The organism is Rhizobium sp. CCGE 510, assembly GCF_000292525.1.
GTDB lineage: Bacteria > Pseudomonadota > Alphaproteobacteria > Rhizobiales > Rhizobiaceae > Rhizobium.
Genome location: NZ_AEYF01000035.1, coordinates 21,184 through 45,496, shown reverse-complemented (window position 1 = coordinate 45,496; position 24,313 = coordinate 21,184). Strand labels below are relative to the sequence as shown.

Annotated in this window: 22 protein-coding genes, 1 tRNA gene and 1 pseudogene; 14 read left to right on the top strand and 10 right to left on the bottom strand. The window is 59.8% G+C overall.

From position 1 onward, the window contains the following. Positions 1-178: 178 nt before the first annotated feature. The 3 genes from RCCGE510_RS16500 to RCCGE510_RS16490 all read right to left on the bottom strand — a co-directional run bounded on the left by RCCGE510_RS16500 (position 179) and on the right by RCCGE510_RS16490 (position 4,298). On the bottom strand, positions 179-1,561 hold the full coding sequence (locus RCCGE510_RS16500; RefSeq protein WP_007631716.1) for a sensor histidine kinase: 1,383 nt from the start codon (positions 1,559-1,561) through the stop codon (positions 179-181). Further along, positions 1,558-2,235 carry a response regulator transcription factor gene (locus tag RCCGE510_RS16495; protein WP_007631715.1) on the bottom strand — a complete coding sequence of 226 codons (678 nt, stop codon included), beginning with the start codon at positions 2,233-2,235 and terminating at the stop codon, positions 1,558-1,560. The genes RCCGE510_RS16500 and RCCGE510_RS16495 overlap by 4 nt, the downstream gene beginning before the upstream one ends. A 194-nt stretch (positions 2,236-2,429) precedes the next feature. Continuing rightward, positions 2,430-4,298, bottom strand: coding sequence for an adenylate/guanylate cyclase domain-containing protein (locus RCCGE510_RS16490; RefSeq protein ID WP_007631714.1), 1,869 nt, complete (start codon positions 4,296-4,298; stop codon positions 2,430-2,432). Positions 4,299-4,686: 388 nt separating this feature from the next. On the opposite strand from RCCGE510_RS16490, the gene RCCGE510_RS16480 reads away from it, so the two are divergent. The 3 genes and pseudogenes from RCCGE510_RS16480 to RCCGE510_RS34780 all read left to right on the top strand — a co-directional run. After that, on the top strand, positions 4,687-5,556 hold the full coding sequence (locus RCCGE510_RS16480) for an ornithine carbamoyltransferase (protein WP_007631712.1): 870 nt from the start codon (positions 4,687-4,689) through the stop codon (positions 5,554-5,556). 224 nt (positions 5,557-5,780) lie between these two features. After that, positions 5,781-6,266 (top strand): hypothetical protein, encoded by a 486-nt coding sequence (locus tag RCCGE510_RS16475; protein WP_007631711.1) that lies wholly within the window; start codon positions 5,781-5,783, stop codon positions 6,264-6,266. Positions 6,267-6,284: 18 nt separating this feature from the next. Next, positions 6,285-6,412 (top strand): annotated as a pseudogene (locus tag RCCGE510_RS34780) (ABC transporter substrate-binding protein); the annotation flags it as partial. A gap of 14 nt (positions 6,413-6,426) precedes the next feature. On the opposite strand, the gene cysE reads toward RCCGE510_RS34780, so the two are convergent. After that, positions 6,427-7,275 (bottom strand): serine O-acetyltransferase, encoded by an 849-nt coding sequence (gene cysE / locus RCCGE510_RS16470; protein ID WP_007631707.1) that lies wholly within the window; start codon positions 7,273-7,275, stop codon positions 6,427-6,429. 454 nt (positions 7,276-7,729) lie between these two features. On the opposite strand from cysE, the gene RCCGE510_RS16465 reads away from it, so the two are divergent. Next, entirely contained in the window at positions 7,730-9,010 is a 1,281-nt protein-coding gene (locus tag RCCGE510_RS16465; protein ID WP_240539664.1) for an FAD/NAD(P)-binding protein, read from the top strand. A gap of 139 nt (positions 9,011-9,149) precedes the next feature. Then, entirely contained in the window at positions 9,150-10,196 is a 1,047-nt protein-coding gene (locus tag RCCGE510_RS16460) for an ABC transporter substrate-binding protein (protein WP_007631704.1), read from the top strand. A 6-nt stretch (positions 10,197-10,202) separates the two neighbouring features. Here the strand turns inward: RCCGE510_RS16460 and RCCGE510_RS16455 are convergent, their stop codons facing one another. After that, entirely contained in the window at positions 10,203-11,816 is a 1,614-nt protein-coding gene (locus RCCGE510_RS16455; RefSeq protein ID WP_007631703.1) for a right-handed parallel beta-helix repeat-containing protein, read from the bottom strand. Between the two features lie 472 nt (positions 11,817-12,288). Between RCCGE510_RS16455 and RCCGE510_RS16450 the strand changes: the two genes are divergently transcribed. From RCCGE510_RS16450 to RCCGE510_RS35195, 4 genes are all read left to right on the top strand, one after another. Beyond that, entirely contained in the window at positions 12,289-13,233 is a 945-nt protein-coding gene (locus RCCGE510_RS16450) for a tripartite tricarboxylate transporter substrate binding protein (protein ID WP_007631702.1), read from the top strand. Beyond that, positions 13,230-13,721, top strand: coding sequence for a tripartite tricarboxylate transporter TctB family protein (locus RCCGE510_RS16445; RefSeq protein WP_007631701.1), 492 nt, complete (start codon positions 13,230-13,232; stop codon positions 13,719-13,721). Before RCCGE510_RS16450 ends, RCCGE510_RS16445 begins: the two co-directional genes overlap by 4 nt. A gap of 88 nt (positions 13,722-13,809) precedes the next feature. Further along, entirely contained in the window at positions 13,810-15,327 is a 1,518-nt protein-coding gene (locus RCCGE510_RS16440; protein WP_007631699.1) for a tripartite tricarboxylate transporter permease, read from the top strand. Positions 15,328-15,478: 151 nt separating this feature from the next. Further along, positions 15,479-15,649, top strand: coding sequence for a hypothetical protein (locus tag RCCGE510_RS35195; RefSeq protein ID WP_007631697.1), 171 nt, complete (start codon positions 15,479-15,481; stop codon positions 15,647-15,649). A gap of 168 nt (positions 15,650-15,817) precedes the next feature. On the opposite strand, the gene RCCGE510_RS16435 is transcribed toward RCCGE510_RS35195, so the two are convergent. After that, entirely contained in the window at positions 15,818-16,909 is a 1,092-nt protein-coding gene (locus tag RCCGE510_RS16435) for a DUF475 domain-containing protein (RefSeq protein ID WP_007631695.1), read from the bottom strand. A gap of 353 nt (positions 16,910-17,262) precedes the next feature. Between RCCGE510_RS16435 and RCCGE510_RS16430 the strand changes: the two genes are divergently transcribed. The 3 genes from RCCGE510_RS16430 (at position 17,263) to RCCGE510_RS16420 (ending at position 18,796) form a co-directional block, all read left to right on the top strand. Next, complete coding sequence (locus RCCGE510_RS16430) at positions 17,263-17,493, top strand: hypothetical protein (RefSeq protein ID WP_007631692.1); 231 nt, start codon at positions 17,263-17,265, stop codon at positions 17,491-17,493. 60 nt (positions 17,494-17,553) lie between these two features. Next, the gene (locus tag RCCGE510_RS16425) at positions 17,554-17,733 is read left to right on the top strand and encodes a hypothetical protein (RefSeq protein ID WP_007631681.1); all 180 of its coding nucleotides are present in this window, start codon (positions 17,554-17,556) and stop codon (positions 17,731-17,733) included. A gap of 337 nt (positions 17,734-18,070) precedes the next feature. Further along, positions 18,071-18,796 carry a hypothetical protein gene (locus tag RCCGE510_RS16420; RefSeq protein ID WP_007631679.1) on the top strand — a complete coding sequence of 242 codons (726 nt, stop codon included), beginning with the start codon at positions 18,071-18,073 and terminating at the stop codon, positions 18,794-18,796. Between the two features lie 70 nt (positions 18,797-18,866). On the opposite strand, the gene RCCGE510_RS16415 is transcribed toward RCCGE510_RS16420, so the two are convergent. The 4 genes from RCCGE510_RS16415 to cpdR1 all read right to left on the bottom strand — a co-directional run bounded on the left by RCCGE510_RS16415 (position 18,867) and on the right by cpdR1 (position 21,854). Beyond that, entirely contained in the window at positions 18,867-19,358 is a 492-nt protein-coding gene (locus RCCGE510_RS16415) for a hypothetical protein (protein ID WP_240539663.1), read from the bottom strand. Between the two features lie 411 nt (positions 19,359-19,769). Next, positions 19,770-20,813 (bottom strand): porin, encoded by a 1,044-nt coding sequence (locus RCCGE510_RS16410; protein WP_007631675.1) that lies wholly within the window; start codon positions 20,811-20,813, stop codon positions 19,770-19,772. Between the two features lie 519 nt (positions 20,814-21,332). Continuing rightward, positions 21,333-21,407 (bottom strand) — tRNA-Val (locus RCCGE510_RS16405). 84 nt (positions 21,408-21,491) lie between these two features. After that, positions 21,492-21,854 (bottom strand): response regulator CpdR1, encoded by a 363-nt coding sequence (cpdR1, locus tag RCCGE510_RS16400; RefSeq protein WP_003542883.1) that lies wholly within the window; start codon positions 21,852-21,854, stop codon positions 21,492-21,494. Positions 21,855-22,042: 188 nt separating this feature from the next. Here cpdR1 and RCCGE510_RS16395 point away from each other — a divergent pair, with 188 nt between their 5' ends. Both RCCGE510_RS16395 and RCCGE510_RS16390 read left to right on the top strand, forming a co-directional pair. Beyond that, positions 22,043-22,924, top strand: coding sequence for an N-formylglutamate amidohydrolase (locus RCCGE510_RS16395; RefSeq protein WP_007631673.1), 882 nt, complete (start codon positions 22,043-22,045; stop codon positions 22,922-22,924). A 187-nt stretch (positions 22,925-23,111) separates the two neighbouring features. Continuing rightward, the gene (locus RCCGE510_RS16390) at positions 23,112-24,116 is read left to right on the top strand and encodes a DUF2806 domain-containing protein (protein WP_007631671.1); all 1,005 of its coding nucleotides are present in this window, start codon (positions 23,112-23,114) and stop codon (positions 24,114-24,116) included. Positions 24,117-24,313 lie beyond the last annotated feature (197 nt).

Genomic DNA, 24,313 nt, shown 5'->3' with positions numbered 1-24,313 from the left:
ATTTCTCTTTTATCCGGCGCGCATCGTCGTGCGGCTTGCTGTTCCCAAAATCAGTGTGTGCAATGCAGCGAAAGAAAGCAAGCTGGAAAGGTCACCGGCAATTATGCGGCGGTTTAAAGTATTGCGGTCGTCCCTGGCGCGTCTGAAAAGATGCGCGGCGCTGCAGGGCCGAAGGCTTTCACGCCGCTTTGGCGAAGGTGACGGCCGCCTTCAGGCCCTTGCCGTCCGGGCCCGGCTCCAGCGTCAGGTCGGCATTGAAAAGATTGGCGATTTCCTCGACGATCGGCAGGCCGAGGCCGGCGCCCGGCGCCGCCGTTTCATTGCCGCGCGAAAAACGTCCGCGCACCGCCTCCAGCTTGTTACGTGGAATGCCGGGGCCGTTGTCCTCGACCTCGAGCCGGATCGTCTCTGCGGCGGCGATGATGCGGACGGTGACCTCAGCGCCCTTGCCGGCATAGGCGATGGCATTTCCGGCAAGGTTGCGCAGCATTTCGCCGATCAGCAACGGCTCGGCGCGGATCATCGCCGGGCTCTCGCCCTCGAAACCGAGATCGATGCCGGCGACGGCGGCCGTCGGGATCTGCTCGCCGGTAATTTCCTGGGCTATGGCGGCAAGATCGATGGCGGAGGCGGTCAACGCCTCCTTGGCAGTGGCAGCGTCGATCTTTGCCATCAGCAGAAGCTGGGCGAGGATGCGCTCGGCATGCGCAACGGCCTGATCCCCCTTCAGCGCTGCCGCCTGCGCCTCTTCAAGCGAGCCGGCGCGGGCGGAGAGAGCAAGCTGGGTGCGGATGATCGCCAGCGGCGTGCGCAGCTGATGGCTGGCATTGCCGGTGAAATGGCGCAGCGCATCGAGGGCCGATTGTAAGCGGACCATGAAGCTATTTACCGTATCGACCAGCGGCTGGACCTCGCTCGGCACCGTCTGTTCGATCGGATGCAGGTCGTCGGGGCTGCGTTCGCCGATGGCGTCGCCGAGCTTATAGAGTGGACGCAGGGCCACGGTGACCGAGATCCAGACGATGACGGCGGCACCGGCGATCATGAAGGCGAGGCGGAGTGCCGAGCGGACGAGGATTGCTTGCGCCAGCTGCCGGCGGCCGATGGTGGTTTCGGCGACCGTCACGACGAAGGGCACCGAGCGGATGCCCGTCGAGGCGGAGCGTTCGAGTGTGGCGACGCGGATCGGCTCGCCGCGAAAGCTGTCGTCGGCGAAGGCGGCCGCATTGGCGGGCGTCTTCTCCAGGACCGGCAGCGACTGGTAGCCGGTGATGAATTTGCCCGGCGGACCGTCGACGCGGTAGAAGACGCGGTCCTGCGCGGCCGAGGTCAGCATTTCAAGCGCAACATAGGGGATATCGACCTGCAGCGTACCGTCCTCGGCAACGACGACACGTTCGGCGATCGCCAGCGCCGAGCCGGCGAGCACACGGTCGGAGACGATGTTCGAGGTCTGGACCGCCTCGCGATAGGTATCGGCGAGTGCCAGCGTGCCGATGACGGCTGTGGAGACGAGCAGCCAGAAGAGCAGCCGGCGTCTGAGGGAATAGCCGGCTTTCATGAGGCCTCGGGGAGCTTGTCGAGATAATAGCCGATGCCGCGGGCAGTCTTGACCGTCAGGCCGTGCGGCGAAAGGCGTTTCCGCAGGCGGCTGACATATTGCTCGATGGCATTTGAAGAAATGTCGTCGTCGAAGGCCGTCAGCGACTGGATGATCGCCTCTTTGGCGACGACCTTGCCGGCCCGCATGAAAAGAATTTCGAGCAGTCCTAACTCGCGGGCGGGAATGTCCAGCGGCGTGGCGCCTGCCGAAAAGGCTCGGGAATTGAGATCGAACGAGATGCCGCCAAAACTGACAGTCGCCGAGCGCAGCCCGGCTTGGCGGCGTAGCAATACGCGCACGCGGGCCTCGAATTCTGATATGTCGAAGGGTTTGATCAGATAATCGTCGGCGCCGAGATCGAGACCCTTCACCCGTTCTTCCGGCGTGCCGCGCGCGGTCAGGATGAGGACGGCTGCCTGGTTCTGCCGGGCGCGCATGGCGCGCAGCACGTCGAGCCCGTCCATCTCGGGCAGGTTGAGGTCGAGGATCACCAGATCGAAATTTTCAGCGGCGATGACCGCATTGGCGGATGCGCCGTCGTGAACGACATCGACGGCATGGCCCGTGCCGCGCAAGATCGCCGACAGGCCGTCGGCCAGCGCGATATTGTCTTCAGTGAGCAGGATGCGCACGGATCTCCCCCTGTTTTTCAGAGGAGATTATAGAGGTGGAGGAGTGATGTCACAGCGATTTTGAAGCTTGCAGCGCCGCGCGTCCTTCAGACTCGCGAAGGACGCTGGAACACTTTCAATCCTCGCATCGTGCTTTCCGAAAACGAGCCCCGATTTTCCGGCGATGCGCCAGTCAACGGCGGGAAAGCCCGGCGTCAGCTGCCGGTCATTTCGACCCGTTCGCGCTGCATCATTGCGGAGGCCAGCAGCGTGCGAAAGCGGGGATCGTCGCGGATGTTGTCGAGATCAGAATCATTGTCGAACCATTTGATATGGTAGACGGAGCTGTGCGGCAGCAGCCTCTGCAGCAGATCGATTGACTGGTCGACGTCGCCGAGCACTGAATAGACGCAGGCGAGATTATACTGCGCGACGATGTCGTCAGGATCGATGGCGATCGCGCGGGCGGCCCAGTCGCGTGCCCTCTTGATATCGCCCATATGGGCAAGCGCCAGCGCGCCGCGATGGGCCGGGCCGGAATTTTCCGGATTGACGTTCAGCGCGCGTTCGGCGCGCAGCAAGCCGAGGCGCGCCCAGTTTTCCGTATCCGACACGCGGCCGAGCGAGCGGTAGGCGGACATCAGGTGGATCGGCGAGACGTAGTCGTCAGGGCGGATCGCGGCGGCGCGGGTGAAATATTGAACCGATTCGGCAAAGTTGCCGTGCATGAAGAAGAACCGGGCATAATGGAAATTCGCCTCGAAGAGGTTCGGATCGAGCGCCAATGCCCGTTCGAAGGCCGCCGCCGCCCTATCGTCAAAGCCGCTTTGATGCAGGGCCAGACCGTGAGAGGCGTGGGCCTCGGGAAGGTCGGGATCAAGCGCAAGCGCGCGGGCGCTCATCTCAAGGATGCGCCTCAGCGGCACGTCATCAGGTGCCCAATCGCGGATCGCCGCGTCGCAATCGGCGATGCCGGCATAGGCGCGGGCATAATCCGGATCGAGTTCGACCGCCTTGCAGAACATGCGCCTTGCGAGTTCTAGATAGGATTTGGTCCAGGTGTGGGAGAGCTGGCGGCCCCTGAGATAATAGGTATAGGCCTCGACATTGGCGGTCGGCTCATTGGCGATTGCCTTCTTTTCTTCCGGCAGCAGACGCACCTTCAACTGGCCGACGATCGCATGGGTGATCTCGTCCTGGATGGCGAAAATGTCGGTCAGGTCGCGGTCATAACGCTCGGCCCAGAGATGATCGCCATTGGCGGTGTCGATCAGCTGGCCGGAAATGCGCACGCGATTGCCGAAGATGCGCACACTTCCCTCGAGCACGTAACGCACGCCAAGTTCCTGGGCGAGCCGCTTCACCTTCACCGATATGCCCTTGTAGGTGAAGATGGTATTGCGCGGCACGACGTGCAGGCTGGAGATCTTGGAGAGATCGGTGATGATGTCTTCGGTGATGCCGTCGGAGAAATAGTCCTGGTCGGCATCGCCGCTCATATTGGTAAAGGGCAGCACCGCGATGAAGCAGGTATTGCGGTTCTGCGCGACCAATTTCGCCGAGGAGGGCGGCGCCAGGGTAACGGTATAGACCTGAACCGGCTGCCGGATGTTCTTCAGCACATGCTCGCCGATGAATTCGAAGCCGAGATTGAGACGCGAGCCGACCTGATCGCGCACCGAGGCCGACACGGCGATGCCGCCCGGCGCTGCGATGCGCTCAAGCCTGGCGGCGAGATTGACGCCATCTCCGAAGATATCGTCGTTCTCGACCACGACGTCGCCGAGATTGATGCCGATACGGAATTCGACGCGCTCGTCCTTGGGCACGTTCTCGTTACGGGACGCCATGCTGCGCTGGATTTCGGCGGCGCAGGCGACGGCATTCACCACGCTCTGGAATTCAGCAAGGATGCCGTCACCGGTGAGTTTGACGATCCGGCCCTTGTAGTCTGAAATACGAATGTCGATCAGTTCGCAGCGATGGCGGTTCAGCGCCTGCAACGTGCCTGACTCATCGATGCCCATCAGTCGGCTGTAGCCAACGACATCTGCAGCGAGAATAGCGCTCAGTCGTCGTTCCATGACCCCTCCCATGGATCTTCCCAGTTTAGTCTAGCTTTTTATAGAGTTTTTGTCGCGTAGAGTCGTCCCCCGAATAGAAATTCGGGCGGTTTCGACGTTTTGACACGGCTGCGCGACCATATAGCGTCGCCGATCTTCATCAATACTCTGAATGGGTGAAGGGCCGCGTTCAGTGCTAATCCTTTGTGATGAAAAGGCGATTATAATCGACGAAAGCGGAGCGATCTGCTTCAGCCGATGCTTTGGCATCGGTGTATGAACGGTGGCTGTCGATCAGTTTGGGGCTTAAGCCGGACCTGCCGCGGAATGTGATTCGCGGTTGCGCGACGGTTGCTGTGCGGCCGGCGCCGGTTATTGTGGCGAGGTTCATGCACGACGGAGATTTTGGATGACAGGTTCGGCCCGGAATTTTCTGGAGTTTCATGATATTCCGGAGGCTGGACTTCGATCGATTATCGCTCGCGCCGGGGAGTTCAGGGTAGCTTGGGAAGAGCGCGCCTTGCCGCAGAACCTCGTGGGCAGACGCGTCGCGCTGATCGCCGACGACGACGGCTGGCGAAACACGAGTGCCTTCGATCTCGGTATCCAGGCGATGGGCGGTATCTGCGTGCATGTGCCGATCGGCTTCAGCGGCCGAGAGGAAGCCGGCGATCTTGCGGGTTATCTTGGCAACTGGTTCGACATGCTGGTGATCCGCACGAAGGAGCTTTCTACGTTGAAGGCGGTGGCGGCAGCCTCGCCGGTGCCTGTCATCAATGCGCGCACGCGCTCCAACCACCCCTGCGAGACGCTCGGCGACCTTGCCTATATCAAGAGCCGGCGTGGCTCGATCGATCGGTTGAAGGTCGTTGGCGTGGCGGCGGACGCAAATATTCTCCGTTCCTGGGCCGAAGCGTCGATCGCATTGCCGATCGAGGTAGTGCAGGTCTATCCCGAGCGCTGGCACATAAGTGACGCCGCGCTGCTCAACAGGCGTTTTCGCGTGAGCACCGATATGGGCGAGTTACTGGATGCCGACATCGTCATCACCGATTCATGGCCGGGCGGTGCCGCCTCGGAGGCGCTTGCCAGCTACCGGATCGGGAGCGATCTGCTCGAGCGGCTGCGGGAGGATGCGATCTTCCTGCCGTGCCCGCCGGTGACGCGCGGCCAGGAGGTGACGGTCGAGGCGATGGAGCATCCGCTTTGCCAAAGTCGCGCCGCCAAGGCCTTCCTGCTGCATGCACAAAATGCGCTGATGGAATGGGTCGCCGTCTAGAGCGGTTCAGCTTTAAGGGAAGCGCAGAAGGTCGCGCATCCAGATGGCGAAGTCCTCATTGGCGCGGCGGTACCGCCGTCTTTGGAGCCCGTCGGCAACATTCCACAGCCGAAGCTGAAGAACGATACTACGCCATGCTGGACGCGCCAGCCATGGCCACATAACTTAAACCAAACGGTCTCCGGCAAACCCGGGGCGGTTTCCCTTGAACGAGAGAACACACAATGCTTGGTTTCCTACGACGCAAAGCAGAGCCGGGCCTATCACCCAAAATCCTGCGGGTTCCGTCGAAAAAGTTCAACGCCGCAGTGGGTGCTGCTATGGCGGCTAATCATGAGTTAGAGGCGATCGCGAGACGCGCAAAGTCTCGGATGCGCGATCAAAAGAGACCAATCGAGCAAGGAGACCTTGAGGAAGTCCTACGAATGCTGTCCGATGCAAAGCAGCGAATTGATAGTGAAGTGGAAGATGAAATAGCAAAATCTGACGATCAAGGTGACACTGAATGGAACAAGGACGGATATGATCTACTTGTGGCTCCAACTTTTCGAATGGCCAACTCACCTCAGGAAATAATTGATCTTACGTTGAAAGCTGTAGACGGTGGCGCTAAGAGTGCCCGATTGGTGTATCAACTGGTAATTGCAGAGATGGATGTTGCTGTTGCGCGTTATTATGTGACGCTAAACACAGGCATCCAAACTGAATAGGAGCAAACCAGCTCAAATGTGGTTTGGCTCGACGAGCCGTTGGCGCAGCCGATGATCCAGGGTTTCCAGGAGGTCAATCCCGCCGTGCGGTCAAATACGAGGATACGCTGACCGGGGATATCTGCGACCGGATCGTCAGGGAGACGGGGATGGCAGCGACTTAGATCATATATTCCGGTTCAGACAAGGTTTGGTCCATCGTGATACCAGGGAGGTTGAAGTGGCGTCTGCCCACTTGCCTTGCCGGAATGCCGACGACGGACGTATAGGCTGTGACAGCATCTACGACCACACTGCCCGCACCGACCTTGGCGCCGATACCAATTTCGATATTGCCGAGAATCTTGGCTCCCGCGCCGATAAGAGCGCCGCGCCGTACCTTGGGATGCCGATCGCCGGTTTCCTTGCCTGTCCCGCCCAATGTGACATTCTGGAGTATGGAAACGTCGTCTTCGACGACTGCCGTCTCGCCGATGACCAATCCGCTTCCGTGATCGAGCATGATACTCCTGCCCATCTTTGCGGCGGGATGGATGTCGACGCCGAAGACCTCGGAAATTCGGCTCTGTATGTGGCGCGCCAAATGGAGGCGGTCATGATGCCAAAGCCAATGGGCGACGCGTTGTCCCTGTAGAGCTACAAATCCCTTGAAATACAGGAATGGCGTCAGAATTTCCGTGTTCGACGGATCGCGTTCCTTAATCGCCATCAAGTCCGCCGCTGCATCGGCGACAATATTCCGATTGCTGAGGAACGCCTGCGCAATCACCGCCAGCAGCTCATCATGGTCGAGGTCGTGATTGGCAAGTTTTATTGCGATCCGCTGAGCCAGTGCCTGGGCGAAGCTCGCATGGTAGAGCACTGCGGAATTCATGGCACGCGTCAGCGCGGCATCTTTGAGCGAAGCATTGACGGCTTCGGCGCAAAGGGCTTCCCATATCGCGGCAACCTGAGGCGAAGGCAGTGGCTCTGTCGATAGATTGCTCAAGCTCACCAGTGGAACCGTCATGCTACCTTCCTTCTAGAGGCAGGACGTTGCGACATCCGGCATTTAGAAGTTAAGTCAATCCTCTCGACAATAGATGGCTTAGAATTGCACGGATCTTAGCTGGCGCTCTAAAATTCCTCTCTTTTTTCAGAAGAGTTGGAAAAATATTTTCAATCGGCGGGTCGCCTTTCGGCAATGGCTGAAATCGTTGGTGGAGACAGAGGGGCGGAACTCTTCAGAGGCAAAAGTCGGAGGGTTTATCGTTCACGTCGAATTGGGCTTGCGCCCGAGGCGTTATTTTCTATTATTTTAATAGAGAATATGCAGATCCAATCCGGCCGATAGATGCCGGCCACTCGAACGCAGAAGGAGCCGATGAATGACTCTTCTCTCGCCACGTTCTTCGAATTCGGAGAGCCGGAATGCGGACCATCTCGTAAGGATTGCGATCGTCGGCCGGGGCTTCACCGGGATCATGACCGCAATCGCTCTTTTCAAAAGAGTCGATCGGCCTTTCCATCTGATAATGTTCGATCCGCGAGCAAAGATCGATATTGGTGAGGGCATAAGTCAGCCCGCCTCGACCGTGCTGACGAGCCGCGTTCGCGACCTTTCCGTCGACCCCGAACTGCCAGACGATTTTCGCCGCTGGCTGGAAACGAATGGCAGCTGGGATGATCGTCCGATCTCGGATCGCGCAGGTATCGAACATGCTTTTGTATCCGGAGAAATCTTCAGCACCTATGTATATAAGCGCTTCTCCGAAGCCCTGACGAGCCGGCCCGATGTCGTCGTCCAATTCGCCTCGGACGCCGTGACGGCGGTCGACAGGCATCTGGACCGAGGATACTCGGTCTCCCTCGGAGCTGAACAGCACGCGCGCTTCGATGCCGTGTTTCTTGCGACCGGCTCCGGCTTGCGTGAAAATTCGGGTGAGGCGCCTGCCGCCGGAGCGCAAAGTGCCGTCGTGATCGGCGGCGGCATCCGTGCGGTCGATAGGGCGCTCGGCTTGCTGGCAGACGCCAAGATTTCACATGTAACGTTGATCTCGGAATCGGGCTTTCTGCCTCAGTCGCATGCTCCAGCGGCTGTCGGATCGGTTGTTACAGACCAACCTATGCCGGCAACGTTGCGCGGCGCTTTCCGCTTCCTGCGTGAGGCTGCCGAGAGAGCCAATCTGGAAGGTTCCGGATGGCAAGGCATCATGAACGGCTTTCGTTCGCGCGCGCGTGATCTCTGGGCGGGACTGACGCAAGAAGAGCGCGCCCGGTTCAAACGTCACGTCAAGGCGATTTACGACAGTCATCGCAACCGGTTGCCACCGGAGCATTATCAACGCCTGCATCATGCGATCGCAAGCGGCGCGATCACCGTGAGGAAGGGGAAAGTGGATCGTATCGCCACGAACGGAGTGCTGTTTTCGGCGCCGACCGGGCTCGAGGTTCTCGCCGCGGATTTGACGATAGATTGCCGTTTTCGACCATCCGGTGTCGATAGCCCACTGATCCGCTCGGTTATTGTTGCTGGTCTTGCAACGCGTGACGAACTGGAACTCGGCATCGCGGTAGACGAATGCGGACGGACCAAGTCGAGCATGCTGCACGGTTTGTTCGCCATGGGGCCGCTCGGGCTGGGCAGTCTTCCGGATATCGACCTGGTGCCTCAAATCGTGTCGCAAAGCCATGCAGCCGCATCGCTGCTCAGCAGTTGGATTGGTAAAGCGGCTAAGGAGAATGGTGTCGTCAGAAGTCTTTGACGATATCGGATATTTGCTCCAGGCAAACTCCCTGTCAGATCCGTGCGCGATTCTCTAGGCGAGGAGCAGCTGTAGATCTCTCGCCCTTGCTCCCCCCGGCATGCTCAGGCATTGTTGGGGCATGAGGAGAGTTTTCATCTTGCTACTGGCGTGTTGGCCGGGCTTCGCGCTCGCCGATCAGGCCTTCTATCCTGCGAAGTCGGGCAATGCGGATGCGCCGGTGCTGACGGTTTATTCCTCGCTCGACGAGCCGTTGGCGCAGCCGATGATCCGGGGTTTCCAGGAAGCCAATCCCGAGGTTGCGGTCAGGTATGAGGACATGCTGACCGGCGACATCTACGACCGGATCGTCAGGGAGACAGATGCCGGCAAGAAGACGGCGGACTTTGCGTTTTCCTCGGCGATGGACCTGCAGGTGAAACTGTCCAATGACGGATATGCGCAGATCAGCAACCTGCCGATGAGTGCCGCCTGGCCGAAATGGGCGAACTGGCGCAACACCGCTTATGCGCTGACCTTCGAGCCGGCGGTGTTCGTCTATCACAAGCCGAGCTTTACGCATGAGCCGGTGCCAAGCTCGCGGGCGGAATTCGTCGATTACCTGAGCCGCAAGGGCAACGACGTCTATGGGCGGATCGGCACCTACGATATCGAGCGCTCCGGCGTCGGGTTTCTGTTCATGGCGCGTGACCAGGAGCAGTTCGGCGACATTTGGTCGGTGATCGGAGCGATGGGGGCTGCCGGCGTCAAGCTCTATTCAACGAGTTCGGCGATCCTGGAGCGTGTTGCCGACGGGCGCTTCGTGCTCGGCTACAATATTCTCGGCTCCTATGCGGCCGATTGGGCCTCGCGCTATCCGGATGTCGGCATCGTGCTGCCTAAGGATTATACCGTGGTGATGTCGAGGATCGGGCTGGTGCCGCAGGCGGCAGCCGAGCCGGAGCTCGGCCGCCGCTATCTCACCTTCTTCATGTCGAGGGAGGGGCAGACGATCATGGCGCGCGAACTGCAGATTCCGGCGGTCAGCCCCGAAGTGGCGGGAGAAAATACCGCCAATACGCTGCAGGAATTGCTCGGCGCCCAACTGCGGCCGGTGCCGGTCAGCCCCGGGCTGATGGTCTATCTCGACCAGGTGAAACGGGCGCGGCTGATCGCGCACTGGAACGAGGTTCTGCGGGCGCAGTGACGAGCCTCACGTTTCGGCTGCTTCGCCCTTTCCGCAAGGGTCGGCGTAAAGCCAGTATTCGTAGAACATGGGCTTCTTAACCGTGAAGGGGTCTTCGCCCTGCCAGGCGCCGACAGTGTAATCCGCGCAGCCGACCGCCTGCGTGCGTCCGTCGGGAAGCTGCATTAGGAAAGCGATTGCCGGAACCTTTGTGGTCAGCTTCAGCCCCCTAGGCATGCCGAAGCCGGGCGAGCGGAAAGGAACGGGCCCGGAATGTGCGTCCACGCCGATCGCATATCCCGCCTGGCGCAGCAGGTCGGGGAAATATTTGTGATCGATCAGATCGCCGTCGAAGCGTATGTCGAGTTCCTGCCAAAGCCTGGTGAAATGCTCGCCTTCGAGGGAGCTTTCATCCTGTCCGTCCTTCGGCACGCTCTGCCAGCCGGCGCCAAAGGGGACGGAATCCTGCGGCGTCGAGAGGCCGGCCGCGCCGTAATAGCCGATCGCATTGTTCAGATGGTGGAACTGGCGGAAGCGGTTGCGCTTGCTGATCGGCCCTCTTAGCATCCATGAATTGTTGAAGACATAATGCGGGCCGACCGCTTCGTGCTCTTTGGGAGATTTGAAAAGCTGGCCGAAATTGCGGTCGTCGTCATCGGGGCCTGGTCGGTGCTGGTTCCAGCCGAGATTGCCGTAGATATAGAAATAGCCGGATCGCCGCATCTCCAGCGAAAAAGGCATGTAACAGTCGACGAAGCGGTTGCCGCTCACGGTCCAATTCCAGGCATAGTCCTCCGCCTCGACGGCGTTGTCACGAATGCGGACGAACCAATTGTTTTCAATGATGATGTTGCGGCAGAAATCCTCCACCGTGGAATCGGACGCATCGTTGAAGAAATGGATGCCATTAAAGGCATCGAGAATGACGTTGTCGCGCAGGACAACATAACCGGCGATGGTCCAAGCCCGAAAGAAGTCGCCGTCAAAACCGCGCTCGTCCTTTTCGACGTTCACGCGGCTCTCGGTGTCTTCGAGATTACCGTGCACCTGCCCCCATGAGGTTTTTCGCCAGAGCCTGCAATCCTCGGGATCCAGCGCGGTATCGACCGCGCCGGCTTTCCGGATCGCGACAAGGTCCGCCTCGCCATGCGACCGCAGATCCTGAATCCAGTCGCACCCTTCGATCAGCAGGTGGTGCGTATAGGCTCCGGCCGCGCCGATGGCGATGGTGCTGCCGCGAATATGCAGGCGGCGGAGCGTGATGTGTTGGCAGTTGTCGAGATAGATCGCGGTCGGCCAGCAGCCTTCAAACGTGAGATCTTCAATGACCACCCATTGGCAATTCCGCAGTATGAGCGCGGCGTTGTCGGCAAGATAATAGATGCCGGGGAAGCGGCCATTGGCTTCCTGGACGGCGGAGAGGCGGTTGGCGGTGTCGCGATAGTCTTCATAGCTTCTGCCGCCGTCGACGACGGCACCGGTGCCGCCGATCACGACCGGCTGCTGCTGGGAGCCGCTGACCGAGGAGAGGACGAGCGGCGCTGCATATCGTCCGCCCTCCAGTGTCAGTTTCGCGTCGGCACGCAACGATCGCAGGTCGTCATAAATCCGGTCGGGATCTGTGTGCAGGCAGCGCGACATATCGTTTCCTAACGGGCCGACGAAATAAAAGTCTGCAGAAGTCGAAATAGCGGAAACAAAACCCTGAATTGTGAAAGTTGTAGTTGACTTAAGGTCGTGCGTGCAAGGTTAAACCTCAGATACTTGCTAAGAATCCAGAGAGTGGGAGCCAATGGGTCTTTCCCAGATAGTGTCCAGTAACGGTGCTTTGGCCCGGATGACCTGCCTGGTCCGGCGGAGAGGAGAGGGATTGAGCCCGCGCATGGCAATTACGGCTAAAAAGTGGCCCCTGCTCCTGGATATCTTGGCGATGTCAGCTAAATGACAGCTTGTTGTGGTGGCTTTGGCTACTTCTTCTCCGTGGAGGCGGAGAGCTGAAGCCTTGGGAGGAATTCTGCTCGTCACTCAGGACACTTGCGTCCGCTGGCCGGCCACTTCTCCCGATTCCCAGAGAATAACAGGCGGTTCGCTCAGCCGCCACGGAGGATACATCGTGAAGCATACGTTCATCGCAACCCTATTTGCCGCGACCATTTCGCTGCCGGCCTATGCGGCCGACTACACCATCATCGCGCCGGCGGCCCCCGGCGGCGGCTGGGACCAGACGGCCCGTTCGCTGCAGACCGCGTTGCAGCAGGAGAAGATCTCCGGCAACGTGCAGGTCCAGAACGTTCCGGGCGCCGGCGGCACCATCGGCCTTGCGCAGTTCAGCAGCCAGGCTGCCGGCAATCCGAATTCGCTGATCGTCGGCGGCTATGTCATGGTCGGCGCGATCCTCACCAACAAGTCGCCGGTGACGCTCAAGGACGTTACGCCGATCGCCCGTCTGACCGGCGAATATGAAGCTGTCGTCGTTCCTGCTGCGTCCGAGATCAAGACCATGGCCGATCTGGTTGCGGCGCTGAAGAAGGATCCGGGCGCGGTTTCCTGGGGCGGCGGTTCGGCCGGTGGTACCGACCACATCGCGGTCGGCCTGATCGCCAAGGCTTCCGGCGTCGATCCGACCAAGATCAACTATGTCGCTTTCTCCGGCGGCGGCGAAGCGCTCGCCGCCATTCTCGGTGGCCAGGTCACGGCCGGCGTCTCGAGCTACAGCGAGTTCGAATCGCAGGTGAAATCCGGCACGCTCCGTCTTCTCGCCGTATCGAGCGACAAGCGTATCGACGGCGTCGATGCTCCGACGCTGAAGGAAGCCGGCACCGACGTCGTCATCCAGAACTGGCGCATGGTTGCCGCAGCCCCCGGCCTGTCGGCGGAGCAGGTGGCAAGTGTCACCGCCGATTTCGAGAAGCTGCATAGCTCCGCCACCTGGCAGGAAACTTTGAAGACCAAGGGCTGGGCCGACACCTATCTGTCCGGCGACGCCTTCAAGGCGCAGCTCGAGAAGGATGTCTCCGCCACCGAAGGCATTCTCAAAGATATCGGGCTTGTTCAATGAGCGAGGATAACACCTCCTCGGCAACGACACGCCGCCCCGATTGGGCGGCGTTCATCATTGCCGTTTTCCTCTTCGTCGTCGCCGGCGTCATGGCCTGGGATGCCTCGCATCTGAAGACGATCGCGCAATACGACCGCATCGGCCCGGCGACGGTGCCACAAGTGGTGGCGTTTGGCCTGTTCTGTCTCGGGATCTGGACGGTCGCCGAAGCCTGGCGCGGCGAGTTTCCGGAGCGCGAGCGGCAGGAAGTGGCGCCGGTCATCTGGATCGTCGCCGGTCTGGCCGGCCAAATGCTGCTTCTGCGCGTCGCCGGCTTCTCGATTGCGACCGGCATCCTCTTTGCGCTGACGGCACGCGGCTTCGGCAAACGCAAGCTGTGGATCTCGCTGCCGCTTGGCATTGTCCTCAGCTTCGTCGTCTGGGCGATCTTCTCGCAGCTGCTGCAACTGACGCTGCCGGCCGGGCCGCTCGAACAACTGTTCTTCTGACCGCGCGGGACGCGCTGTCAGCTGTTTTGATTTTGCGCGGCGCCTGACCTCGAATCGCATGGTCGGGAACGCCGCTTGGGACACCAAGATGAGCACATTCGAATTCCTATGGCAGGGTATCCTGGTTGCGATGCAGCCGATGAACCTGGTTTATGCGCTGGTCGGCGTGACGCTCGGCACCGCCGTCGGCGTGCTTCCCGGCATCGGTCCGGCGCTCACCGTGGCGCTGCTTTTGCCCGTCACCTATAAGCTCGATCCCGGCGGCTCGCTGATCATGTTCGCGGGCATCTATTACGGTGGCATGTATGGCGGTTCGACCACCTCGATCCTGCTCAACACGCCGGGTGAAAGCGCCTCGATCGTCACGGCGCTCGAGGGCAACAAGATGGCGCGTGCCGGGCGCGGCGGGCCGGCACTGGCGACTGCGGCGATCGGCTCCTTCGTCGCCGGCCTGATTGCCACGCTCGGGCTTGCCTTCATCGCTCCCTATATCGTCAAGCTGGCGCTGGTCTTCGGGCCGCGCGAATATTTCGCGCTGATGGTGCTTGCCTTCGTCACCGTTTCCTCGGCCTTTGGCGATTCAGCCCTCCGGGGTTTGACCTCGCTGTTCATCGGCTTCGCGCTCGCCATGGTCGGCATCGACCAGCAGACGGGGCAGGCGCGGCTTTCCTTCGGCATTCCCGATCTGCTCGACGGTGTCGAGGTGACGACGCTGGCGGTGGCGATGTTTGCGATCGGCGAGACGCTTTACATCGCCGCGCAGGGCAACCGGATCGCCGACAAGGTCGAGGCGGTCAAGGGTTCGCTGTGGATGACGGCTGAGGACTGGGCGCGGTCTTGGAAGCCCTGGTTGCGCGGCACCTTGATCGGCTTTCCGATCGGCGCCATGCCGGCGGGCGGCGCCGAAATCGGCACTTTCCTGTCCTACGCGACCGAAAAGCGGCTGGCGAAGAACCCGGAAGAGTTCGGCCATGGCGCGATTGAAGGCGTGGCCGGTCCTGAGGCTGCAAACAACGCGTCGGCCGCCGGCACGCTGGTGCCGCTTCTGACACTCGGCCTACCGACGACGGCGACGGCGGCGATCATGCTTGCCGGCTTCCAGCAATACGGCTTGCAGCCGGGGCCGCTGCTGTTTGCCACCAATCCGCAGCTCGTCTGGGGCCTGATCGCCAGCCTGCTCATCGCCAATGCGATGCTGCTGGTGCTGAACCTGCCGATGATCGGGCTCTGGGTAAAGCTACTGACGATCCCGAAACCGTGGCTCTATGCGGGCATTCTGCTATTTGCCACGCTCGGGACGATCGGTGCTAATCCGTCGGTGTTCGAACTTGGCATGCTGCTCGCCTTCGGCATTCTCGGCTATCTCATGCGGCTCTTCGGCTATCCGATCGCGCCTGCGGTCGTCGGCCTGATCCTTGGGCCGCTGGCCGAGCAGCAGCTGCGCCGGGCACTGGCGATCAGCCAGGGCGACGTCACGACGCTGGTGATGTCGCCGATTGCGGCAGGCCTGCTTATCGTTGCCGCGGCGGCCTTTCTCATCCCGCTGATCCTGCGGCTTCGCGGCCGCGGCCAGGTGCTGTCGCAGCTGGCGGCAAACGAAGACTAAAAAGACGACGTTACCCCTCCCTCGAGGCCGGCCATGGAGACATGCGCCGGCCTCTACTTTTTGCATGGCTGAGGTGATCTTACGTGCATTGTTGCGGTGGGTGCGGGTGCCCACCTATGACATATCAATCATATAGAGAGAGGAAAGAACAATGTCCGCTATCCGCAGTTCAGTCCACACTGGTTTCCTTGGCCGCGCATTTGCCGCGCTCAGCGCTGCAAATGCCGTCAGCGCCGCTGTTGAAGCCGGCCGCCGTCCACGGGCCCGCGACCTCAAGGAACTCGGCATCGACCCGGTCTCCTTCGGTCAGGTGATCCGCTAAAAACTTTCAACGCATGCATAATGAAATAGCCCGCAACCGGTTGGTCGCGGGCTTTATTGTTGTCCAATGGGGATGTCGCAAAGCTGGGCGTTGCGACTTTTCTCTTTGTGTATGCTTGTCGTCATCCCGGAACCGCTGCACGCTTCCGGGCGACATGCATTGTAATCGTCAGGCGCGAAGCTCTTCTTGCTTGGCGGCATGATCTTCTAGCTGTTCACGCTTGTTGTGGCGGATGGACGACCAGAGCGACAGACCGATCAGCGCCGCGCCGCCGAGCCCGGTGATCACTTCGGGAATGTGCACCAGGGTCTGCGCATACATGATCACCGAGAGGATCAGGATGGCGTAGAAGGCGCCATGTTCGAGATAGCGGTATTCGGCAAGCGTCCCCTTCTCCACCAGCATGATCGTCATCGAGCGCACGTACATGGCGCCGATGCCGAGGCCGATCGCGATGACGAAGAGGTTTTGCGTCAGCGCAAAGGCGCCGATGACGCCGTCGAAGGAGAAGCTGGCATCCAGCACCTCCAGATAGATGAAGGCGCCGAGACCACCCTTGGCGGCAGCGCTCATCGTCTTCTGCGAGGCGTCGAGCAGCCCGCCGACCACCTCGACCGCGAGGAAGGTGAGCAGGCCGTAGATGGCGCAATGGACGAAGACGGTGGCTTCCTCGCCGCCGATCAGCCAGGAGAAAACCAGCATCAGCGCCAGCACGAAGGCGATCTCGATACCCTTGATGGTGGCCGAGCGGGCCATCATCCTTTCAAGGCCGGGAAGCCAGTGGATTTCCTTCTTGTGGTCGAAGAAGTAGTTGAGGCCGACCATCATCAGGAAGGTGCCGCCGAAGGCTGCGATCGGCAGATGCGCGTCGTTCATGATGCGGGCATATTCGGCCGGCTCGCGGGCGGCAAGCACCAGAGCATCCCAAGGGCCGATCTGTGCGGCGATCGCGACAATTGCCAGCGGGAAGACGATGCGCATGCCGAAGACGGCAATGATGATGCCCCAGGTCAGGAAGCGCTTCTGCCAGACCGGTGTCATCTCCTTCAGCTTGTTGGCATTGACGATGGCATTGTCGAAGGACAGCGAGATCTCCAGCACCGCAAGCACCGTGCAGATGAAGAAGACGGTCGCCATGCCGCCGATCGTGCCTGTCGTCTGCCAGCCAAGCACGGCGCCGAGAACGAGGCCGAGAGCAGTGACGATGAAGGCCCAGCGGAAATAGCTGAGCGAGGATTGGTGGGTCGCGGACTGATTCATGGCCGCACCTCGCAGCCGCGAACCGTCTTGAAAAGGGTGGCTATGTTGGAAAAAGAAGGCATGCCACCACGGGCATGCGGGTCAGGCATGGTGAGCTTGTTCATCGATGAAACATCCGCCGGCTAAGCTGCAGGCGGTACCGACATCACGAGAGCGCCGTTTAAAAACTCTCGCCAGAGGGGCCCGGCACCAAAGTTCCCCGTCGGCCGATGTCTGGAAGGCTGCGGGATAGGCCCTAGGTAATGAACTTCCTCGGCCTGTCAAGATCGGTTGCCGTATGAATTTCAGGTGTTTTTTCGGAACCATCCGGATGCCCGACCGTTAGCCACTGGTTGAGCTTAAAAAGGAGGCCGATGATGCACACTTCGACCCATGTTCGCGACAAACGCGCAGAGGCTGCCGACCGCATGAAGCGGGCAAAGCCAAACCGCATGCAGAAGGCACAGGTGCTGCCGCCGCATCAGGTCGACCTGACACTGACGCCCGGCGTCTATCATGACATTCACGTGCCGGCCCATGTTACCGGTGCGGATCTTTCCAAAGGTGGCCCCGACATCAAGGGCAATGCGGAGACCAAGAAATAGCCAGCATTGCAGGCTCTTTTTGCGCACTGACGGTAATTTTGAAACAGGGTGAGAAACAATATGACGATCAACTTTGTGCCCCGCGAGATCTTCATCCGGCACGAAAACGAATGGCAGGCTGTGCGCGAGGCGGCCGACGAGCGCATTGATATCGGCAAACGGCAAAAGCCGCTGGCTGCGTCGATCGGCGGCACGGTACCGGTTGGAAAAAACGATCCTTCTGCCGCACGCTCGGAATGAGCGACACACAGTCACGGAGATAAGGACGCCCGGGATGATGCCGGGCGTCTTGCTTCTATAGGTCATTATCCCGATCGATATGCCGTGCGGAACTGTAGCCGCACCGTTCTTTTCCTCACAACATTCGAAATTTTTTGCTGGCTAGCGAATGAGCACGGAATTTGTTCGGCTTTTCCCCCTCAGGTGCTTCAACTCGCCCAGGGGCGTCGCCCACACAGCCCAGCGGCTAGGGATCATTCGAGTTCAAGATCGGCAGATCAAGCATCATCCTGTCGCCGCGCCAACCTTTCAGAAAGGATTGGGCGGCGATAATCCCGGCCTCACGGGAATCGGACAGATGGCCAAGACAGCGACACGCGGCCGCCGCAAGGCGCCGGCGAGGGGAAAAAGCAAAGGGCGCAGCAGCGGTGGCGGATTGTTGCCCTGGGCGGTGATCGGCATTGCCGCGATCGGCGGTATTGTCGCCCACGACCATTGGAAGAGCATTCAGCCGATGCTTGCACGGCAATCAGCGTCGATCATGCGGGAAACGGCGGAGCCGAGACCTGCCGTCGGTAAGGACGTACCGCCGAAGCAGATGGCGCTTGCCGCACCGTTGCCGAAAGCCGTGCCGCTGGCGCCGCAATCGCAGCTGCTGCCGCCGGCGACGATCCCGACGCCGGCCATACAGCCGGTCAAGGCGGTGCCTTCCGCGCTTACCCCTGCCATTCCGGAAACCGGGACGGTCGCCTTCGGCTATTGCGGGCAGGGCGCCCATATCAACTGCGTCGGCGATGGCGGCGTCTTCTGGTACAAGGGTGAGAAGATCGTCGTCGCCGATATGGCAAGCCCTGTCGTCGATCAGGCGCGCTGCGATGGCGAACGCAGGGTGGCCTTTGCCGCCAAGTCGCGGCTGTTGGCGCTTCTGAACGCCGGTCCCTTCACCATGAATGCCGCGGGCAAAGCCGAGCCCTCAGGCGCGCCGCGCGTCGTCTCGCGCGACGGGCGTTCCTTCGGCGCGCAGCTAATCAATGAAGGGCTGGCGCGCAAGCCGGGGGCTGCCGGCGGCGCCTGGTGCGCTTGAGCCGGCACCCCAGCTTTTTAACGAAGCATGGACGCAAAAACGCTGCGCAGTTTTGCTGGATTTGCTCTGGCTATTTGCCCTTTTTCACCAGCTTGCCGCCGGTGCGGAAGCTGCCGGTAAAGGAGGAATCCTTGCTTTCGGCACTGCATTCGATTGCGATCGGCTTGCCGGCATAGGGATTGCCGAAGGTGCAGAAGCCGGCGACCTTGACCTCCCCGGTCATCTTGTTGCCGACACCCGTGGTGACGAGGCTGAGCGGCAGGCGGGCATTACCGTTGGAAGCGGGCTTGATGCCGCTGCCGTCGCCCTGGAACCCAAGCGCCTTGCCATCCGAGGTGAAAATGAAGGTCACCACGCCATTGGCCAGCGTGACGCTGGCAAGCTCGTTCTTGCAGCCCTTTGTGGCATCGAACTTGGCGACAACAAGCTTGGCGCATTTGCCGGAAAGCGTGATGACGCCGGGAGCCCCTGGAAACGTCTCCACAGGAGCTTGCGCGGCAGAGGCCGGCAAGGCCAGGGCGGCGGAAAAAATAGCGGCGGCAATAAACGCGGATAACTTCATTTCGATCTCAAACCCCATATCCCGGCGAGGCGAATCACACTTCTCAGCCTCGATTCGCCATTGGCATGGTTCTGTGTCCGAATTTGGTTCCACTGTCCCTGCGGCACAAAGATACCATCGGCTGCCGGGGCTATCGCCGATCGATTACAAGGGCAAGCAATGGGATTGGCGGCCGGACATCGAGAAAGGACCGATGTGACACGACGGTGGCAAGGCGCTCATCGAGCGCCTGCCCTTGGACGCATTTCTGGTCAAGAGGAATGGGCCCAGGCAGGGAAGTCCAGGCCCATTCTTTCCCGATCGGAGGTCAGTCGGATCAGGAGTTTTTAGCTGCCGGTTTAAGAGCGCCGCGCGCCTTTTAAGACGCGCAAAAGATGCTGCAGCACTTTGTTGAAGTGCTGCAGCCTTTTATTAGAACGCGCGCTGCAGGCGGAAGAAGCCCGAGGTTACGTCTTCAGCGTTGTCCGGATCGAGGTACTGAACCGAGACCTTAGCTGCGAGGTTGTCGACGATCTGGTAGTCGATCGTTACGCCGGCCTTCCAGGCGCTGACGTCGTCGTTGAACTCGCCAGCCGTGACACCGTAGTTGTCGTAGTACTGAACAGCCGGGGTGATCTTGAGCTTGTCGGTCGCCTTGATGGCGTATTCGGCAGCGATCGCCCATTCAGCCTTGTTGTAATAGGCGTTCGGGTTCGTTGCATAAACAACTGCGAGGCCGAGCGTGCCCGGACCGACAGCAACCGTACCCATGGCGCGGACGGCGCCTTCTTCGTTGTCGGTGTCGTAGCCGGCAGTGACCTGGTAGCTGAATGCACCAGCCTTGCCGCCGAGACCGACTGCAACGCCAACGTTGTTGGCGGTTTCGCCATCATAGAACGGGCTGTCTTCCAGCTCGTCGACGCTGATGCCAGCGTAGAAGGCGTCGGTTTCGTACTGATAACGGATGGAGTTATGCAGCGTGACCGGCGAGCCGATATCGTCGGTTTCGCCCGAGAGGCCATCGTCCCACCACGAGTAGAAGAGACCAGCGCGGAAGCCTGCGATGTCGAGGTAAGCGGAGTCGAGCTGGGCCTTCTGAGCCGTTGCGTTGTCAGCATTGAACTGCATGACGATGACGCCGGTCAGCGGACCGTATTCGGTGTCGCTCTTGGCGGTGAACTGAACCTGGCCGCGTGTACGGGCGTCCCAATCCGAGTCGTTGGCGACGGAACCGCCGCCGCTGGCGCCGATCGAGCTGGCGTTCGGAGCAACGTCAACCTGGAAACGGATGTAGCCGTTGATCTTGAGGCAGGTCTCGGTGCCCGGGATGTAGAAATAGCCGGTGCCGTAAGCGTCGCAGACGCGAACGTATTCAACCGGTTCCGGCTCGGCAGCAACGATAGCGTCGGCAGCCTGAGCGCCGGATACTGCTGCAAGTGCAGCAGCGGAGCCGAGAAGAAGGCTCTTAATGTTCATGGAATAACCTCCAGTTCAGATGCAAGAGGATGAAGACCGTTGCCATCGGCAGTCCCTACGTATCTTCATCCCGTGTGACCGAAGCGGCACCGTTTAACTTGGCGCCTGCCTCGCCGCGGAAGTTACATAGGCGATGCTGCGCTGCAACGAGATTGTCGATCATGACAATAGGCTGGATCAGCTATGTTGCTGAAATAACACGCGTTTTGTCACAAACTTGTCATCTCTCCGTCACAAAATTCGGCAGTCGATTGCTTGAGCAACGAGGGGCTGAACCTTGAGCCGGCAGTGTGCAATTGATGATCGTGTGAGCACGTCCTCATATGCCGCGCGTCATGACTGGCCATCGGCACGGACCGGCCAAAGCCCGACAACAGGATTTGCGAGGGCGTGCCGCGGTCGATGTCGCCCTCGAGAGGCGACGAAGATCCGGCACCGGCAATACTAAAGGAGAGGAGGACCAAAAAATTCACCAATCAGCGACTTGGCGAAAATCCCTTGTAGGGCAAGGGGATCGGATGGTGGGCGTGACAGGGATTGAACCTGTGACCCCTACGATGTCAACGTAGTGCTCTCCCGCTGAGCTACACGCCCATCCGATGGCGGCGGATAAATCACAAAACCTTTGGAGCCGTCAATAGGCTTTTTTCAGTTTTGTGACGTACCGCCCGGCAAGCCTTACGCGGCAAGCATTTTGTTGACCTCGTCGACGAGATCGCGGAGGTGGAAAGGTTTGGAAAGCACCTTGGCATCCTTCGGCGCCTTCGAATCAGGGTTCAGCGCCACCGCCGCAAAACCGGTGATGAACATCACCTTCAGGTCGGGGTCGAGCTCGGTGGCGCGGCGCGCCAGCTCGATGCCGTCCATTTCCGGCATGACGATATCGGTCAACAGCAGGGAAAACGGTTCCTCGCGCAGCCGGTCATAGGCGCTGGCGCCATTGTCATAGGAAAGGACCTTGTAACCGGCCTTTTCGAGCGCTTTCACCAGGAAGCGGCGCATGTCGTTGTCGTCTTCTGCGAGAAGTATCTTCTGAGTCATCAATCCAGACCGCTGATCAATAAGTTTTTGGTGGGCTGCCAGGCGTTTACACTAGTCTTTACCCGGTAAACAACCGGTGAATTGCCCGTGCCCGACCGCCATCCCTTCTACATAGTATGGACTTGAGGCCGGGCAACTGGCAACATGGGCAAAGCAGTCAGTTCATGACATGGTAAAGAGGGCCGAAAGTGCCGGAAATACGCGAATACGAGCTTTTTGAGGTTCATGAGCCCGTGTCGCAGACCATCCCCTTCGTCTACAACTCCCCCCATAGCGGCCGTATTTATCCACCGGAATTTATCGCGCAGTCCAGGCTCGAGGGCATCGCCATCCGCCGTTCCGAGGATCACTATGTCGACGAGCTGTTCGGCTCGGCCGTCGCACTCGGCGCTCCGCTGCTGGCGGCCAACTTTCCGCGCGCCTATCTCGACGTCAATCGCGAGCCTTACGAACTCGACCCGCGGATGTTCGACGGCCTGTTGCCACCCTATGCCAATGTCAATTCGCTCCGGGTCGCCGGCGGGCTCGGCACCATTCCGCGCATTGTCGCCGAAAACATGGAGATCTATGCGCGGCGCCTGCCGGTGCAGGAGGGGCTCGACCGGGTCGAGGCGGTCTACAAGCCTTATCATGCAGCGCTCCGCCGGCTGATCGCGCGAACGCATGTGCAGTTCGGCTTCGGCGTGCTGATCGACTGCCACTCGATGCCCGGCAATGTGCGCGTCGCCGGCAGTACTGCGCGGCCTGACTTCATCATCGGCGATCGTTATGGCACCAGTGCTTCGGCAGAGCTTTCGCGCGCCGCCATCGCCATCCTCGAGGAAATGGGCTTTGCGGCGATCCGCAACAAGCCTTATGCCGGCGGTTTCATCACCGAGCATTACGGCCGGCCTTCGCGCGGACTGCACGCGCTGCAGATCGAAGTGAACCGGGCGATCTATGTCGACGAGGTGACGCTGGAGAAACGCGCCGACTTCACCGCGGTCGCTGAGGCGGTCACGGGTTTCATGCAGCAGATGGCGGATTATGTCGAGAAATTCGCCGGTGACCGGGCACTGGCCGCCGAATAGCCTGCGCCGATTACCCCGATATTTTCCGGCCATGTCTCCCGGCCAAACAAACCCTGACAATGCTAGGCATTCATTTCGCATCCGTGAAGAGAGTTTTTATCGGCATGCTGGATGTCGAGTGTTCACATGGTCAGACTGCCGGATTATGTAAAGTCTATAGAGGCTTAGCTGAAAGAGAAGGGTGCACATGGGGAACGAGAGGGGATCTGACAAAGGGGTCGGTCTTACCGCAAAATGGAGTTGGAGCGGATTTTCCGCTCGTGTCCAGAGCCGCACAATTGATGCCCTTGACTATTTGGGAGCGATCAAAGCGAAGGAAGGCAATATAGAAGCGGAACGGGAGGTTAGAATACAGGAGGCGCTCACGGACGCGCAGGTCAGCGCAATTGAAGCCGCCGGGCAGCGGTTTGCTAAGGAAGCGGGAAAAGACCTTGGATTTGCCGAACGCATTTTGAACTCTGTTTCTAAAGGTCAAAGGAAGCAGGACAATGTCAACGCAACTGCCGCTTTCGCGCTAGAAGATCTACAAAATCGCGCCGCCGACGTGAATGACAGTGACGCGAAGGTGAGTGCTGCTTTCCTCTCAAAGTTGGAGCACTACGCCGAGGGGGCAACAACAGAACAGCTTCGTGAAAAGTGGGGAAGAGTGCTAGCGGCGGAAATTAGGAAGCCCGGCACATTTTCAAATAAGGTTTTGCGCGTTGTCGATGAAATGGAGGCGCCTGTCGCCGAGCTTTTTCAAAGTATTTGTGCCTTTGCAATTTCACTCGAGGACATCCCCCTAATTTCGCTGGGTCGAAAACTATCGTACAATGAATTATCTACTCTAATTCACGCAGACGTATTGGCGGATTATAATCCGGCGGCAGGGCTTATCGTCACCTTCAATAGGGAGCTGACCTCGGATGACGCCTCTTATTACGCTGACCTTGGTCCGTTCGGAATGAAGGTGTCTTACACCCCGGGGGCGACATTGCCCCTTCCAGGTGACGACCCGTGGATTTATCACCAACCAAACGACTTTCCGCGTATGAGCTGTTACAGCACGACAGACGCGGGACGAGCATTGATGGCCATCATGGACATCGACTATCTGGGGAATCTTCAGCGCATTGCGGCGATTGTGCAATCGCCATCAGTTATATGTGAGCTTTACAGGCAGTTGCCGGACGGAACACGAATAAGGGCGTAAAGCGTTATTCGATGGATATTCGAGCTTCACGTTGCTGAGTACCTAAATTAGCCTAAGTTGTTGATAAAAAAAACCGCGCTTGTAAGCGCGGCTAAGTCTAGGGAGGAAACACCCAAGGAGGGTATTTACAGTCAGAAGACTGTACCAAGGACGCTACTATTGCATTGCACAAATGTCAAGCAATATATTGCGCTGCG

What these genes read in the sequence shown, in the direction of transcription:
- RCCGE510_RS16500 (WP_007631716.1), bottom strand. Translation starts at nt 1,561, where the DNA reads ATGAAAGCCGGCTATTCCCTCAGACGCCGGCTGCTCTTCTGGCTGCTC.
- RCCGE510_RS16490 (WP_007631714.1), bottom strand. Translation starts at nt 4,298, where the DNA reads ATGGAACGACGACTGAGCGCTATTCTCGCTGCAGATGTCGTTGGCTAC.
- RCCGE510_RS16480 (WP_007631712.1), top strand. Translation starts at nt 4,687, where the DNA reads ATGACAGGTTCGGCCCGGAATTTTCTGGAGTTTCATGATATTCCGGAG.
- RCCGE510_RS16475 (WP_007631711.1), top strand. Translation starts at nt 5,781, where the DNA reads ATGCTTGGTTTCCTACGACGCAAAGCAGAGCCGGGCCTATCACCCAAA.
- cysE (WP_007631707.1), bottom strand. Translation starts at nt 7,275, where the DNA reads ATGACGGTTCCACTGGTGAGCTTGAGCAATCTATCGACAGAGCCACTG.
- RCCGE510_RS16465 (WP_240539664.1), top strand. Translation starts at nt 7,730, where the DNA reads ATGACCGCAATCGCTCTTTTCAAAAGAGTCGATCGGCCTTTCCATCTG.
- RCCGE510_RS16455 (WP_007631703.1), bottom strand. Translation starts at nt 11,816, where the DNA reads ATGTCGCGCTGCCTGCACACAGATCCCGACCGGATTTATGACGACCTG.
- RCCGE510_RS16445 (WP_007631701.1), top strand. Translation starts at nt 13,230, where the DNA reads ATGAGCGAGGATAACACCTCCTCGGCAACGACACGCCGCCCCGATTGG.
- RCCGE510_RS16440 (WP_007631699.1), top strand. Translation starts at nt 13,810, where the DNA reads ATGAGCACATTCGAATTCCTATGGCAGGGTATCCTGGTTGCGATGCAG.
- RCCGE510_RS35195 (WP_007631697.1), top strand. Translation starts at nt 15,479, where the DNA reads ATGTCCGCTATCCGCAGTTCAGTCCACACTGGTTTCCTTGGCCGCGCA.
- RCCGE510_RS16435 (WP_007631695.1), bottom strand. Translation starts at nt 16,909, where the DNA reads ATGAATCAGTCCGCGACCCACCAATCCTCGCTCAGCTATTTCCGCTGG.
- RCCGE510_RS16430 (WP_007631692.1), top strand. Translation starts at nt 17,263, where the DNA reads ATGATGCACACTTCGACCCATGTTCGCGACAAACGCGCAGAGGCTGCC.
- RCCGE510_RS16425 (WP_007631681.1), top strand. Translation starts at nt 17,554, where the DNA reads ATGACGATCAACTTTGTGCCCCGCGAGATCTTCATCCGGCACGAAAAC.
- RCCGE510_RS16420 (WP_007631679.1), top strand. Translation starts at nt 18,071, where the DNA reads ATGGCCAAGACAGCGACACGCGGCCGCCGCAAGGCGCCGGCGAGGGGA.
- RCCGE510_RS16415 (WP_240539663.1), bottom strand. Translation starts at nt 19,358, where the DNA reads ATGAAGTTATCCGCGTTTATTGCCGCCGCTATTTTTTCCGCCGCCCTG.
- RCCGE510_RS16410 (WP_007631675.1), bottom strand. Translation starts at nt 20,813, where the DNA reads ATGAACATTAAGAGCCTTCTTCTCGGCTCCGCTGCTGCACTTGCAGCA.
- cpdR1 (WP_003542883.1), bottom strand. Translation starts at nt 21,854, where the DNA reads ATGACTCAGAAGATACTTCTCGCAGAAGACGACAACGACATGCGCCGC.
- RCCGE510_RS16390 (WP_007631671.1), top strand. Translation starts at nt 23,112, where the DNA reads ATGGGGAACGAGAGGGGATCTGACAAAGGGGTCGGTCTTACCGCAAAA.